Genomic DNA, 15,245 nt, shown 5'->3' with positions numbered 1-15,245 from the left:
AAAATGAGACTATTTTTAGCAACACCTTACGCCAGTAGTGCCATTCCAGCGCTTATTGCACCGTAAACTGCACTGTAGCTATTTGCCCTGCGTCATCCATCACCAATAACTGATACTCCCCGCTTTTATCAAGTTTCAGGCTCAATAAGCTGCTATGCGAGGCTAACGGTTCACCATTCAAAAACCACCAGCGACTGCCCTCGCCACCGCTGCTTTGTAGCGGCAATAAGGCAAATGCCTGGCCGGGAATGCGTTTGATCACCGCCTCTTCGCGCACGCCGCTTAATAACAGCGGTGGCGGCGCGTTATCGTCACGAGGCGGGCAGCGTTTGTCCGCCACCGGTAAACGGGCAACGCGACGTTCACCGGCAGGCAACCACGGTTCCAGCGGTAACGGCCAGGCGATCCATGTCTTCTGCTGCGCATCCGGGCAATCTGCGGCAACCCTGCGCCCCTCTTTATTCAGCCAGAGCGGGAAATTGATCCCGTGACCACCTTCCTGCTCCGGCAATAACAGCGTTGGCGGCTGGCTACCGTCTAACAGCCAGGTGGTAAGTCGACGGCGACAATTGCTGTCGCCAGGCGGTAAGCTTTGCCCACCCGGCCAGCAGATGACGCCGCTGCTAACCGTTTGCGGGCGCGGGTCGCGCGGCAGCCTCGCCTGTTCAAGCGCTGAGCGCGGCTGCAACAGATTATTGACCTGGTTAAGCAACGGTACAGCGCTGGCAAAACCGAACTGCCCGGCTACGGGCGTGCCGTCAGGGCGCCCCGTCCAGATGCCTATCACGTAGCGGGCATTAATTCCTATCGCCCATGCGTCGCGATAGCCATAACTGGTGCCGGTTTTCCACGCCAGCGGCACCACCTGCGGCAATGCTTCATCTGGCACCGGTTGTGCTTCTCCGGCGAGAATACGGCGAATAATCCACGCCGCACCCGGCGACATCAACCGCCGCTCCAGTAGCGGGGCGCCAGGTGTCAGGCGCAGGCTTCCCGCTTTTCCCTCGCGGGCAAACGCGGTGTAAGCAGCCGCAATGTCTTCCAGCCGCGCACCCGCGCCGCCAAGGATCAGTGAAAGATTGGGTTCCGCCCCCGTCGGTAAAATCAGCGGCAAACCGACATTACGCAGATTTCCGGCAAATTTCTTCGGCCCGTAGGCTTCCAGAACCTGCACCGCCGGTAAATTAAGCGAGCGTACCAGCGCTTCATTCATGCTTACCGGGCCATGGAAACCGCTGTCAAAATTACCGGGCCGATAATCGCCCACCCGGCGCGGCACATCCTGTAACAGTGAGGCCGGATGAATCAGCCCTTCATCCAGCGCGAGACCATAAATAAAGGGCTTTAACACCGAGCCCGGCGAACGAACGGCGCTGACCATATCCACATGGCTGAAACGGCTGTCGTCATTAATATCCACTGAGCCAACCCAACCGCGCACTTTCATATCCGTGTGGTCAACGACGATTATCGCCAGCGAACTGCGCGCTGGCAGGCGGCTTTTCACATTTAACGCCAGCTCTTCAAGCTGACGTTGCAGGCTGGCATTCAGCGTGGTGGTGATTTTCAGTGCCTTGCTTTCACCAACCATTCGTCGGGCGAAGAGCGGTGCCAGTTGCGGCATCTGACGCGGAGCCAGCCAGACCGGCTCTTCACGGGACTCCGCCACCTGCGTTGCTGACCACGCCTTTTGCGACACCATACGTTCCAGCACTTTATCGCGCGCGGCCTGCGCACGTTGCGGCCAGCGATCCGGACGTAAACGGCTGGGTGCCTGCGGCAAAACCGCTAACAGTGCCGCTTCGGAATAGCTGAGCGTCGCAGGCGGTTTACCTAAATAAGCCCAACTCGCAGCGCCCACGCCTTGCAGCGTGCCGCCAAACGGCGCGCGGTTCAGATAAAGCGTGAGAATTTCACGTTTTGAGAGGTGCCACTCCAGTTGCAGCGCCCGCCACAGCTGACGCACCTTTCCACCAAAGGTGCGCGGATGCGGATCGAGCAGACGAGCGACCTGCATTGTCAAGGTGCTGCCGCCAGAAACGACATGGCCGGAACGCAGATCCTGCCAGGCTGCACGCGCAATCGACAGCGGATTCACTCCCGGGTGCGCCCAGAACCAGCGATCCTCATACTGGATCAGCGCCTGCAGATAGTGTGGCGATACCTCTTCGATGGTGACCGGGTAGCGCCAGATACCGTCGGCATCGGCAAAGCGCCACAGCGGCGTACCGTCTTCGGCCACCACCACCCGTGCCGGATCAACCTCACTAAGCGGCAGCGGCCAAATCTTGTCGGCAGCCATAACGCCCAACACCAACAGCAGAGGAACACCCACCAGCCAGCGCCAGCGGGTGCGTATCAGACGGACGATCCTCACGTTACGGCACGATAATCAGCGGACCACTGGTCGCACCGGTCGCCCGCCACTGCGGAACATACATTGACTCCACCTGCGGAGCGGGAACCTGATAAGTGCCTGGCGTGACCGCGCGCGCCAGGTAAACCAGCGTGACCCACTCACCTGCGTTTACCGGCACCGCAGCAACAAACCGGTCATCGCGAAACTCCATATGCTGGATATCCACTTGTTGCATACGATTTAGCAGATCCTGCACTTCACTGCCGCTATCTTGCAGACTGGCGCTGCTATCAGCGAGGTTCTGGTTTTCCAGCTCCAGCCCGGCGGGCAGTAAATCAACCACCAGCGCGTCCGGTACGTTCTGGCTGGCATTCACGTCGAGGCGTACCAGCACCAGTTCACCGCTTTTCAGTGACGACAGTGATTTACTGCGACCATCGGTCCCCAGGAACGTACGTTCAATTTTTAATACCTTCCCGGACGGCGCAGGAGCCTGTTCCGGATAGCCTGTGCTGTCGAGACGCAACCACAGCGGCGTGCTGCCGCTATTGGTAACCTGCAATGCTCCCAGTTGATCGGCATTGAGATTACGGCTTTGCGGACGATCGCCACCAAGCCCTGCGGCATCCAGTGAGGTTTGCGCCTGCCATGCGCCCGTGGCGTTTTGCAGATTACGCCCGGCCATAAACAGCGCGTTGCTCTCCTGTGTCGACAACCAACGCTGACCGTAAGCCTGCTCAGCGAGCGTCGCCAGCAGACGCGGCTGCTCCTGTGGCAGCAGGTTGTTCTCTTCCAGCAGCGCCAGTATCAATGCGTTGTCACGCAGTTCGCTGCCGTAATCCGCCAGCCAGTGTCCGGACTGCGGGCGAGAGGTTTTCAGACCCAGCGCTAAGGCTTGTTCGCTGCGCTGCGCATCGCCCATCAGTTTCAGCGCCACGCCCAGTTGCATCAGCGGCAGCGCCGCTCTGGCCTGCTCATGACGTTGCCAGATTTCACGCAATGCGCCTAACGGCGCTTTCTGCTGACGCGCCAGCACCAGACCCGCATAGCTTTGTACCGCGAACTTGGTTGCCGGTGCATCGTCGGTATAGCGAATGGACATGACCGCCGGATCCTGCAAATAGCGCAATAAGCGATTATTGGCGTTATTCAGCGCCTCCATGGGTACGCTATACCCCTGCGCAGACGCGCTAACCAGGAAGTCGGTGACGTAGGCCGTCAGCCAGTACTCTTCCGGTCCACTCTTGTCCCACAACGCGAAACCGCCGTCTTCGCGCTGCATCTGCAGCAGGCGGGAGATACCAATATCCACCGCCGCGCGGCGCTGCTCATCACTGTCGCCTTTGATACCCAGCGCTTTTAACTGCGCGGCATTGGTATAAAGCGACGGGAACAACCCGCTGGTGGTCTGTTCAAGACAACCGTACGGATAAGCACGCAGCTCTTCGATATAGCGCGCCAGATTCAGCGGCGGCTTGCCGCTAAGCAGTAAGCGACCTTGCAAGGTCACCGGTGAAATATTGGCAAGGTGCTGCCCAGGCGTATGCCAGCTCTCACCAGGGTTGAGCATCACTCCGCTATTGACTGTCTGTGCCGCAAACGGCGGACGCACACCGATTTTCCACTGCTTTTGCTGAGGCGCGAACGTTTCACCCGGTAAGGACAGCCCGCTAATTTGCGCGTTAAGCTCGCCATCGCCAAAGCCCTCCAGCGCACGCACCGGAATAAACAGCGTGGTGCGCTCGCCGGCAGAGAGCTTAACCGGCTCCGGTTGGCCACTTTCCAGTGCCAACAGGCCGCTCGCCGTCAGCGCGACAGTGAGCGTTTGCGGTTGATCGGTCAGGTTAGTCAGATCCAGCGTCAGGCGCGAGGTATCGCCGCTGCCAAGAAAACGGGGGGTATTGAGTTCCGCAATCACTGGCGCGGCAACGATCACTTTGCTTTCAGTGCTACCAAAGTCTTCCGCTGTCCAGGCTTGTGCCATCACGCGCAGCTCACCGTTGAAATCGCCAATCGGCAAGCTCACTGTACCTTCGCCATGTTCATCAAGCGTTACCGGCTGTGCCTGCTGAGCAATAATAGTGACATGGTTGACCGGTGGTTTGCCGCCGCGGTTAAGCTCATCGCCATCGCCGCCAAAGCGCAGTGCCGCCAGCCTTCCCTGCCCTTCAATCACCTGACCATAAATATCGTAGATATCCGCGCCGTAGCGTTTCTGACCGAAAAAGCCCTGCCACGGATCCGGCGTCACATAATCGGTAATGTTCAGCACACCGCTGTCCACGGCGGACAGCAGCACGTTGATCTGTTTTGGCGTGGCGCCGTTTTTCACCGCCGCTTTGACTTTCACTGTCAACGGTTGGTTAGGACGCATTTTTTGTGGCGCATTGAGCGTCACGTCAAGGCGACGGTTCTCATCGCCCATCGGGAGATGCAGTAAACCTACCGCGCGTTTTGGCGTGGCGGATTTCGATTTATCGCCAGGGCGTACCACCAGCGTGCTGATATAGAGATCGTGGCGCTGCCACTTCTGATCGACAGGAATACTCAGATCCATGCCCTCAGCAGGGACATCGATCTCTTTCCACCACAGCGGACCTTCACTGGATTCGATCATTGCATAGCCCTTGCCTGCGGCAGGCGCGGTAACATGCAGTTTGATGGTATCGCCCGGTTTGTAGGCCGGTTTATCCAGTTTCATCGTCACGCGATCCGGTCTTGCCGCACCGGCGCCGTCGGTGTTGTCCTGCCAGCTGTAACCGGCCCAGAAGCGCACGCTACTGATGGTGTCATCCGGCCCTTTCACTTCCAGGCGGTAAGACCCCCAGTCCACCGGGAAACTGACTTTTCCGGTTTCATCCGCCTTGAGCGTCAGGCTTTGTTCCCCTTCGACCAGGTCTTTCTGGTCAAATTGTGATTGCCAGCCTTCGCTTTCCGACCAGTTCCAGAAGTAGTCACGGCGTTCACGAATCAAGCGCACCTGCAAATCGCTGACCGCTTTTTTCGCGCCACTGGCATCGGTATAAACAATGTCAAAAGCGGCATTGCTGCCCTCATCGACAATCGGCTGGTTCACGGTGGTGTCAGTCCGATAGTCATATACCGCTTTGGAGGCAAACTGCGGACGAATGCCCGGCAGCGCTTGCGCAGGCCAGATGGCCTGTTCTGCGCGACGTGTTACCGGGCGACCGCCTGATTCCAGCAGGCTGGCTTGTAAAATCACCTGCAACGGCGAGTGTGAATCCTGCCACTGGCTCGGCGTGGTGATTTCGCCTTGCCCTTGTTTATCCAGCGTCAGATGCACCTCATCCAGGCTGCGGCTTACGTTCTCTTCGGCAATATCGCCAAACTGGAACCCCGGTAGCGCGGGAACGGCTTCGCGCAACGGACGCAGAAACAGCTGGCCTTGCAGACTGTTCCCACTGGCTGGCGCGCCATACAGATAGTGACCGTCAATGTTAAATACCACATCTGCGGCAGGCTCAACAGGCTCTGGCTGCGGTGTAATGTTCAACGCCATGCGCTCTGGCATGAAATCTTCCACGTGGAAGCTCCACTCGCGAGAAAGATTATCCCCGGTGTTCGCGCGGATATGCCACATGCCGGTTTGCGCGCTGGCTTCCAGCGGGTAAGTAAACTGGTACAGCCCATTTTGCGGCTGGCTGACCAGCGAGCGGATCACCTGCCCGTCCGGTTTCACCACCTCAAGTTTTACCGGTTGCTCTGCCAGTGGTTTACCGTCGCTATCGCGCAGCAGGCCGTTAAGGATCACCGTTTCACCAGGGCGGTAGAGATCGCGCGGGCCAAACATAAAGAACTGTTTGCTGTAGCCGGGATCGCCTGCAATGGCGAACTCGGCGAGATCCAGCGCCGGTAATTTCAGATCCAGCATCGTGGTTTCACCCGCTTTACGCGCGAGGATCAAGGCCGCTTCTTTATCGGTGCTGAGCGTGGCATGACCATCGCTATCGCTGGTAGCTTGTGCGAGAGTTTGCCCTTTCTCGTTCAGCAGCATCACTTCAATGCCGGCGAGCGCAGCGCCGTTTTCCAGCCCCTGCGTGAAGATATCCAGCCGGTTGTGGTAACGGTGCGCGGAAAGGCCAATGTTACTGAGGGTGAATAAGGTAGCGGCATTGCTGTAGTTGTAATGCCCGGCCTGGTTCATTACCGCAATGTAAACGCCGGTTTGCTGTAACGGCTGAATGCCGCCAAGTGGCAACAGCAGTTTTTCACGCGTGTTGCGGGTTGGATTGAGATCAAAACGGCCGGTATAAACCAGATCGGCCATTTTCAGGAGCGTTTCCGATTCCCAGTTCGACAGCGAACTGCGGTACTCCCACTGGCTGATAAACGCGGCCAGCGATTCCGGTTTCACGCGGTAAAAATTGACGTCAACGTTGTCCACGTTCAGCGCCATCACCGGCAGCCCGTCCACCACTTTTCCTGGCAGCAGCGAACCCCGGCTGGCGAAACCGACGCTTGGTTGCACATCGCGGGTGGTGATTGTTTTTTCGTAATCGCTACCGAACGTAGCCTTATTCAGCGCCAGCAGCCCTTTATCAACCGATACCAGCAGCTCGCGGTTCGGTTCGAGATGGCGCAGGCGCAGCTCTTTCAGGTTTGGCGCCAGCTCCCAGGCACCATCCACTTTGCCACTTTTTTTATCCACCAGATGCACGCTTGAAGCAAAGTTCTGGTCTGGTTCCAGCGGCACCGAGAAGGTCAGCACGAGCGTCGCTGCGCCATCCAGTTGCACTTCAGAAGCATCCAGCAGCGTTAACGGTTTACCTTCGCTGCGTACGGCAAGCTCAGCAAGCTTTGCTTTATCCTGCGGTATAGCCGCCGGTGTTTTTTGCTCTGGCGCAGGCGCAGCTTTCGAGTCAGGTGCGCTGGCGGCCTTAGGCTTATCGTTATCATCGCAGCCCGCGAGCGTAAAGGTGGTGACGAGCGCAAGAGTCAGCGCCGCAAGACGTAGCGGTTTCATTCGTTATCCCTGGTTAAGTAACCTGTTGAAAGAGGCTCAGACATTATTATGCGCAACCGTGACAATTACAAAACCGCCCATCAATTCTGGAAAGCGCCTCGCAAAGCGCACTTAACGCTCTCCACCCTCGCTGTTAACCCGATCACAGCCCGTAATGTAACATGTTACGTTCCGAGTCATTTGTTTTTAAAACAATAAGATAGCTGGATATTTCTTACCACTGGCTGCTAACGTTAAGCGGTCTGTGCACCTTTGTGCGCGGTTCTAATAAGAGAGAACATTATGTCCAGAGCCGTGAATGCCCTACAAAATTTTGGTAAGTCCCTCTTTGGTCCGGTGCTCATTTTGCCCATCGTCGGTTTGTTTATTGCCTTCGGAAATATCTTTGGCAACGGCAACCTGGCCGAATATTTACCTTTCCTTGGTCATCCGTTTATTCAAAACATCGGCCAGTTGATTGCCAAATCCGCCGTCTCGGTGCTGGCTAACCTGGCGCTGGTGTTTGCCGTTGGTATCCCGGTCGGGCTGGCCTCGCGGGATAAAGGTTATGCCGCGTTAATTGGTCTGGTGACCTTTATCGTTTTCATCAACGCCATGAATGTCACTTTGCAGATGCAGGGCGTACTGGCCCCGGCTGCGCAGATGAAAGCTGCCGGGCAAAGCATGGTGCTGGGCGTGCAGGTGCTGGAGATGGGCGTATTCGCCGGCATCCTCACCGGCGCGCTGTCGGGCTATCTGTACGATAAATATTCCGGCGTGCAGTTTTCCGGCGCGATGGCGATTTACTCCGGACACTGTTTTGTCGCCATTATTATGCTGCCGGTGTCCATCGTGCTCGGCGTGGTAATGAGTGAGTTATGGCCGTTTGCCCAGCACGGCATCAGCACGCTGGCGCTGGCGATTAAGGGCGCCGGGCCATTCGGCGTCGCGGTGTACGGTTTTCTGGAGCGCATTCTGGTGCCGACCGGGCTACATCACCTGGTTTATACACCGTTTCTTTATACGGAGTTAGGCGGTACGGCAGATGTCTGCGGCAGCACCTATCAGGGCGCACGCAATATCTATTTCGCGGAAATGGCCTGCCCGAGCGTGACGCAATTAAGCAGCACGGCGGTGTGGGATGCGCGCGGCATCAGTAAAATGTTCGGCCTGCCCGCCGCCGCGCTGGCGATGTACGTCACCGCGAAACCCGAACGCAAAGCCGCAGCGAAAGCGATTTTGATCCCCGCCGCGCTTACTTCCTTGCTGGTGGGCGTGACCGAACCGATTGAGTTCTCGTTTCTGTTTGTCGCTCCGCTGCTTTTTGTGGTACATGCCGTGCTGACCGGCATTGGCATGATGCTGTTTTCCCTGTTCGGCGTTCATGCCATCGGCGCGAACGGCATTATCGATTTCATTCTCTACAACCTGCCGCTCGGCACCGTGAAGTCCAACTGGCCGATGTACATCCTCGTCGGGCTCATCATGTTCGCCCTCTACTTCGTTATCTTCCGCTTCCTGATTTTGCGCTTCGATATGAAAACGCCAGGGCGTGAGGATGACACCGAAGAGACGCGGCTTTACAGCAAGCAGGATTATCAGGCCAAAGGCAATAACGACGCGGTTGGTGAAGCGATTATCGAAGGGCTGGGCGGGCGAGCCAATATTGAAGTGGTGGATAACTGCTACACCCGCCTGCGCGTAACGGTAAAAGACACGGCGGTGATCAATGAGCCGCAGCTGAAAGCGACAGGCGCAAAAGGCGTGATTAAACAAGGTAACAACGTTCAGGTGGTCTACGGGCTGCATGTCAAAAAGATGCGAGAAGCGGTTGAGATGTTTCTCTAAAGGAGTCCAGAAATGATTAAACCCCCGTTTATTTTATCGATCGCCGGTGGCGGCAGCACCTATACGCCGGGCATTGTCAAAAGCCTGATGGTCAGGCTGGAAGATTTTCCGCTGGCGGAAATTCGCCTTTACGACATTGATGAAGCGCGGCAAAACACCATCGCGCCGGTGGTGGAAAAAGTGATTCGTGACCACAGCCAGAGCATCAAATTTACCGTCACCAGCGATGCGCAAACCGCGTTTCGCGGCGCGCATTTTGTTTTCGCACAAATGCGCGTCGGGCAGTACAAAATGCGTGAGCAGGATGAAAAGATCCCGCTGCGCCACGGCGTGGTTGGTCAGGAAACGTGTGGCCCTGGCGGGCTGGCTTACGGGCTGCGTACCATTTTGCCGATGGTCGAGCTTATCGATTTGGTAGAGCGTTACGCCGATAAAAAAGCGTGGATCGTGAACTACTCCAACCCGGCGGCGATTGTCGCCGAAGGGGTGCGTCGTCTGCGGCCCAACGCGCGTGTGCTGAATATTTGTGATATGCCGGTGGCGGCGATGCGCAATATGGGCGCTATCCTTGGCGTTGATCGCCATAAACTGGAGGTGGATTACTTCGGCCTGAATCACTTTGGCTGGTTTACCAAAGTGCGTGTCGATGGCGAAGATCGTCTGCCGGAGCTGCGCGAACACGTCGCCCGTTTTGGTCTGTTAACCGAAGACGCCGCGCAAACCGATCCGCAACACGCCGATCCGTCGTGGGTGAAAACCTGGCGCAACATCAAGCCGATTATGGATCACTTCCCGGAATTTTTGCCGAACCCCTATTTGCAGTATTACCTGATGCCAAACGACATTGTTGCGCATCAAAACGCCGATTACACCCGTGCCAATGAAGTGATGGACGGGCGCGAGAAAAAGCTGTTTGCTGCTGCGGCGGAATATCAGCGCACCGGTATTCTGCCGGATGCCTTCCATGTTGGCGTACATGGCGCGTTTATCGTCGATGTCGCCTGTTCGCTGGCCTTTGACCTGCGCCAGCGCCATCTGGTGATTGTGGAAAACAAAGGGGCGATTGCTAACCTGCCCTACGATGCCATGGTGGAAGTCCCGGCTTATATCACCAGTGAAGGGCCAGAACCGGTGCGGATGGGCGCGGTGCCGCTGTTCCATCAGACATTGTTGATGCAGCAACTGGCGTCGGAACAACTGCTGGTGGAAGCCACCATTGAAGGCAGTTACGAGAAAGCGCTACAGGCATTCACCCTGAACCGTACCGTGCCTACCATGCAGCATGCGAAAGCGATCCTTGATGAGATGATCGAAGCCAACCGTGACTACTGGCCAGCGCTGCAAAAAGCATGGGAAAACGGCAAACCAGCATAAAAATAACGAGGTCGCTCGCGGCGTTAGCGATGTCGGCTTGTCGGGTCATGAAAAAACGTTAACAATTCAGGTTACTGTTGATGACACGGAGACAACCATGTCCACCTCGTTTTTTGTCGCGGCCGACTGGCTGATAGAGCATAGCGATGATCCCGAAATCCAGCTGATTGATGCGCGGATGGCGCCAGTGGGTCAGGAGCATCGCGACATGAGAGCGGAATACCGCGCCGGGCACCTTCCCGGTGCGGTCTTTTTTGATATCGAAGCCCTTTCCGATCACACCACGACGCTGCCGCATATGCTGACGCGCCCGGAAGCATTCGCCGTGGCAATGCGCGAACTGGGCATCAGCCAGGATAAACATCTGGTGGTATATGACGAAGGCAATCTCTTCTCTGCCCCGCGCGCCTGGTGGATGCTGCGTAATCACGGCGTGGAAAATGTCTCGATCCTGGCCGGTGGGCTGGCGGGCTGGCAGCGCGATGCCCTGCCGCTACAAAAAGGCGACGTGCCGCTTCCCGAATCCGATTTTAATGCCAATTTCGACCCTCACGTGGTGAAAAAACTGACCGACGTGCTGCTGGCGAGCCACGAAGGCACGGCACAAATTGTCGATGCCCGCCCCGCGCCACGTTTTAATGGCGAAGTGGATGAACCGCGCCCGGGTCTGAAGCGCGGCCATATTCCCGGCGCACTGAATGTGCCGTGGGTTGATTTAGTCGTTGAAGGCGAACTGAAAACCACCGATGAGCTGGCGGCGATTTTCCGCCGTCAGGGTGTGGATCTGCACAAACCGATTATCGCCAGTTGCGGCTCCGGCGTGACGGCTTCGGTAGTTATTCTTGCGCTGGCAACGCTTGGTGCAAGTAACGTGACGCTGTATGACGGCTCCTGGAGTGAATGGGGCGCACGCGACGATTTACCCATCGAAACGGCGTAAATGGACAACCGACTGGCACCACTGCTGACGCGCGGAGAGTCACTGACCCGCGCGGAATATCGCGTTCTTGCACACCTGACGGAACACCCACTGCTGGTGGGAAACATCACGGTACGCGAACTGGCGCAGGCGACATTTGTCTCCACCGCCACCATTATTCGCCTGTGCCAGAAACTCGGTTTTAGCGGCTATAGCGAGTTTATCTGGCACTGCAAGCAGCGGCTGGCAGACACGCCGCACATTACCGGGCCACACAGTGAACCCGCCGAGTTACCCGTAGCCTTCGCGCAGTTTATGGCGAATTATCAGCGCACGTTTCAGTGGGTAAGCGCGGAAAAACGCCAGCAATTTGCCGCCCTGCTGCATGAGCAGGAGAGCTTTTTTCTCTATGGTGCCGGTTTTTCCTATCTGTTTGCTGAGTACCTGACCAAGAAATTGCAGGTGCTGGGCAAGACGGCGTTTATTTCCGGGCCTGGCGACAGCCGGAATATCTTTCTCAGTAACGCGGCGCGCTACCAGGTGTTTATTGCCGTTTCCCGCAGTGGTGAAACGGAGCAAGTGCTGGATAAAGCGCGTATTGCGCGTACCGTGGGTATGACGGTGGTGGCCTTTACCCGCGCGTCGGCAAACCCGCTGGCGGAGATGGCAGATATCCATTTCGCGCTGTACGACGAAGCGGTGCATTTTGCCGCTGAAGCCGCCGGGATCACCTCGTTCGAGTCAAACCTGGTCCTGCTGATGGATCTGTTGCTGCTGGAAGCGACGCAATAATGCCTGCCGCATTTCGGCAGGCATTAGCAAAAACGCCAATTACGATTGGTTCAGTTCACGCCGCGCCCAGGCGGCCTGAATGTATTCATGAAGCGCGACATACAGCTCCTCAATCGACATTTTTTCACGCAGTACGCCTTTCAATACCCCGCCAGGCAGGCTTATCACCACTTTGCGCTTCTTCGGCTCAAACGTAAAACTGCGGAACAAACGCCCCACGGTGCAGGTCGGTGGCTGATAACCTTCCCGCCAGTAGAGATCGATAAACACCCACTCATTGACGCTACGAATATCAATATTTTCAATCTCCGCCAGCAAGAGCGGCGCGCTGAGCTGATAGCTCTCAATCCCGTGTGCAGTCAACGTGAACAGCGGCTGGCGCACGCGCGTATACATCGTCCAGCTCGCCAGCCCAAAGATCAGCCCACCGGCGACCAGACCAAAGATTATCTTCTCCATTGAGCTATTGGCGGTGGCATTCCACTGGATACTCAGCGCGAGGACTAAACCAGCACCAGCAACACAGAGCACCGCCAGCACCAGGAACAACCAGAAATTTTTCTTACGCAGCGAGACAACGACGCTTTCCGTGGAGTGTGCTGCCAGATTTTCTAATTCGGCCTGATAAGCGTCATGGTGCGCTTCCACATTGCTCGCCATGCCGGCGGTTAACGCGGCGGAAATAGCCGATGCATCGCGGAATAAACTGCGCATCCACTGGTAATCCGCCTCCTCTGCCGGGCGTGATGCCCTGGCCAGCAGCGTTTCATCCAGCGGCACATTCAGTTGCTCAATACGCACACGCGTCGGCGGATGGCTGTCCGTTGGGTGCGCCAGTTCCTGCTCAAGCGAGGCGGCAACATCAAAGCGCCCGCCCTCACGCAGCGACGCAAACAGGCTGTGCACCAGATCGTGCGTCTCAAGTTTGCGGTTAAAGAACAGCTCCATCGGCGCATTAAAGCGTTCATTGAGCGCGGAGAAACGCAGGAGTGAGGCCGCCAGCGCCTGCGGCGAGCTGGTACGTGCGCCCGCGGCGTCCGCTGCCAGTTCGCGTACGCGGCTCCAGCCATTGACCGTTTCATGGAACTGACGGTAAAACCAGAGGCCGAGATGAATGGTCGGGTTGAGCGCCAGCCGCTCAAGCCAGCCGCTGCTCGCCACATCGCGATAAAAGTAGTCGAGACTGTTTTCCATACCGGCATACAGCCCGGCGAAATGCAGGGTGTAGACCGTATCGTTACCGGAAAAATGCCCCAGCTCATGGCCAATCACGGCGGCCACTTCGTCTTTATTCATAAACGCTGCATAGCTGAGCGGGAAATAGAGGGTATTGCCGGTTAACCGCGCGCCGTTGTCAATTTGCACCGGGCTTGCGGTGACGTAAAACCCCTCAAATAAACCGACCACAATATTATCCGGCACAATGGCCTGCCCGCGCTGAGCTAATTCCCTGACCCAGCGCCACAATTCCGGCGCGTCGGCTTCAGAAACAGCGGCACCATGAACCTGCATATCTTGCGGCTCAAACAGCGCAAAGCAGCGTTTTAGTAAGAACAGGCTTTTCAGCACCATAAATACCAGCGAACCAATGATCAACAAGACGAATATCACCAGTTTGATATTAAAGGCGCTCGCCCGACCTAACGTGTAGATCCAGCACACTTCATATAACAGCACGCAGACCAGCGCGAAACCAATCGACGCCATGACACCGACCATAATAAATGGCAGTAACTTGCGACAAAGGGTAAACGCGGTAATTAACTTTTCCGCAGATATACGGGCTTTCCGTACGCTTAAAACACAGAGAATGACTGCGCTGCAACTGGCAATCAAGCCCAACAGGGAAAACAACATTCCGCCTTTGGCGAGGATCTGGCGCGACATATCGGCAAATACGCTGTGGCCGACAAAACCATATTGCGTCACCTGGTAAACATCCACTTCGTTAATACGGATATTCTGCCAGCAGGCGTAGAAGAAGAGAATTAACGGTACGCCGAAGCAGTACAGCAGGCTTTTTTTGTCCATAAAATTAACCGTAAAGAAACGTAAAAACGCACCGTATCACAGGTATAGGATTAATTCATAATTTATGGAATGAATAGCAAAAATCGTACGACGTTATTAATGAAAGGCTAATAATTCAGTTTCTTAAATAATAGAAGGCGGTACATCACATACCGCCTGATAATTAAATAATGCGATTTTGCTTAAAGTCGCGCAGGAAACTTCCCCAGCGCCGTTCGTAGAAAGGGGTAATATGCGCGATCATAAAATGGCTAATACCTTTTTCCCCTTCAACGACCTGGCAAATATCCACCGGCTCGTCGCCAGGCAGCGTATCGGTCGCCACACTCCCCGCGGCGTGAATAATCTCTTCGATATCGCCTTCAGCTTCGATACCAATCAGCAGATTGGGCTGCTCATCAGCCTTCTCTTTGATAGAGCAGAGAAACGCGCGCTTCACGGTTTTGATGCTTTTAAACAGCGTGGTCAGCGAATCCACCATTTGTGCGGGCGGTTCAGCCACTTCGGAAAGCAGCAGCGCCGTGTCGCCCTCCAGCACTTCCTGCTGGCTTAACGGGCTGCCCTCTTCGCCCACCAGGTGGCTGATTTCTCGCGGCGTGAACGCTTTGCCGGTCGGCAGCTTCGCATTGAGGAACAGCGTCTCGCCGAGCGTCATTTCAAACAGCGTGCGCGCGGGCATGACCACAAAGGCTTGTTCCTCTTCCACCGCCTGTTGCAGTGCTTCGAGCGAGGTAAAGAATGGGATCACCGAGGTACCGTCATCTTTTTCCCAGTGCTGCAAATCAAGCGCGCTGTCTTCAACAATAGCTTCGCCTTCCGCCGCTGTGCCTGGCACCCAAACGGTGGATTCCAGCAGCGTGCGGAAAAAGGCCGGACGATAAGCAGGCTCAGTTGCGGCCTGTTCCAGCAGGGTTTCTAATTCGTTTTTGCTTTCTGACATAGTGGTTCCAGAGAGTTTC

Annotated in this window: 8 protein-coding genes; 4 read left to right on the top strand and 4 right to left on the bottom strand. The window is 56.4% G+C overall.

All coding sequences use genetic code 11. From position 1 onward, the window contains the following. Positions 1-52: 52 nt before the first annotated feature. Together pbpC and BN2591_RS08915 are read right to left on the bottom strand one after the other, a co-directional pair. Complete coding sequence (pbpC, locus tag BN2591_RS08920; RefSeq protein ID WP_086870778.1) at positions 53-2,377, bottom strand: peptidoglycan glycosyltransferase PbpC; 2,325 nt, start codon at positions 2,375-2,377, stop codon at positions 53-55. Between the two features lies 1 nt (position 2,378). Continuing rightward, on the bottom strand, positions 2,379-7,343 hold the full coding sequence (locus BN2591_RS08915; RefSeq protein ID WP_086870776.1) for an alpha-2-macroglobulin family protein: 4,965 nt from the start codon (positions 7,341-7,343) through the stop codon (positions 2,379-2,381). Between the two features lie 282 nt (positions 7,344-7,625). On the opposite strand from BN2591_RS08915, the gene BN2591_RS08910 reads away from it, so the two are divergent. The 4 genes from BN2591_RS08910 to BN2591_RS08895 all read left to right on the top strand — a co-directional run bounded on the left by BN2591_RS08910 (position 7,626) and on the right by BN2591_RS08895 (position 12,255). Continuing rightward, the gene (locus BN2591_RS08910; RefSeq protein WP_086870773.1) at positions 7,626-9,170 is read left to right on the top strand and encodes a PTS transporter subunit EIIC; all 1,545 of its coding nucleotides are present in this window, start codon (positions 7,626-7,628) and stop codon (positions 9,168-9,170) included. Positions 9,171-9,182: 12 nt separating this feature from the next. After that, positions 9,183-10,544, top strand: coding sequence for a 6-phospho-alpha-glucosidase (locus BN2591_RS08905; protein WP_086870769.1), 1,362 nt, complete (start codon positions 9,183-9,185; stop codon positions 10,542-10,544). Between the two features lie 97 nt (positions 10,545-10,641). Beyond that, on the top strand, positions 10,642-11,484 hold the full coding sequence (sseA, locus tag BN2591_RS08900) for a 3-mercaptopyruvate sulfurtransferase (RefSeq protein ID WP_086870767.1): 843 nt from the start codon (positions 10,642-10,644) through the stop codon (positions 11,482-11,484). Continuing rightward, positions 11,485-12,255, top strand: a complete 771-nt coding sequence (locus tag BN2591_RS08895) for a MurR/RpiR family transcriptional regulator (protein WP_086870765.1) — start codon at positions 11,485-11,487, stop codon at positions 12,253-12,255. A gap of 39 nt (positions 12,256-12,294) precedes the next feature. On the opposite strand, the gene BN2591_RS08890 is transcribed toward BN2591_RS08895, so the two are convergent. Together BN2591_RS08890 and sseB are read right to left on the bottom strand one after the other, a co-directional pair. Further along, complete coding sequence (locus BN2591_RS08890) at positions 12,295-14,286, bottom strand: M48 family metallopeptidase (protein WP_086870763.1); 1,992 nt, start codon at positions 14,284-14,286, stop codon at positions 12,295-12,297. A 163-nt stretch (positions 14,287-14,449) separates the two neighbouring features. Beyond that, a complete protein-coding gene (gene sseB / locus BN2591_RS08885) occupies positions 14,450-15,226 on the bottom strand; it encodes an enhanced serine sensitivity protein SseB (RefSeq protein ID WP_086870761.1) in 777 nt (258 codons plus the stop codon). Positions 15,227-15,245: the final 19 nt, after the last annotated feature.

The sequence above is a fragment of the Kosakonia pseudosacchari genome (assembly GCF_900184035.1).
GTDB classification, from domain to species: domain Bacteria; phylum Pseudomonadota; class Gammaproteobacteria; order Enterobacterales; family Enterobacteriaceae; genus Kosakonia; species Kosakonia pseudosacchari.
The sequence above is the reverse complement of the archived record's forward strand: the minus strand, read 5'-3'. Positions and strand labels throughout refer to the sequence as shown.